1 protein-coding gene is annotated in these 212 nt (G+C 56.1%); it reads left to right on the top strand.

Annotation, left to right across the window (positions count from 1 at the left end; genetic code table 11):
• A partial coding sequence (locus tag JEM65_RS21745) for an ABC transporter substrate-binding protein (protein WP_199603855.1) occupies positions 1-212 on the top strand: 212 nt, incomplete at both ends.

Raw genomic sequence — 212 nt, 5'->3', positions numbered from 1 at the left:
CCCGTCAGGCGATTGCCGATATCAACGCCAAGGGCGGCATCAAGGGCGATAAGCTGGTCGGCGTAGAATACGATGACGCCTGCGATCCAAAACAGGCCGTTGCGGTTGCCAACAAGGTGATTAACGACGGTATTCGCTATGTGATCGGCCACCTGTGCTCGTCCTCGACTCAACCGGCCTCCGATATCTATGAAGACGAAGGCGTGATCATG

This window comes from Gelidibacter salicanalis (assembly GCF_016469035.1).
In the GTDB taxonomy this organism is placed as follows: domain Bacteria; phylum Bacteroidota; class Bacteroidia; order Flavobacteriales; family Flavobacteriaceae; genus Gelidibacter; species Gelidibacter salicanalis_A.
This window is presented reverse-complemented; position numbering and strand designations above follow the sequence as displayed.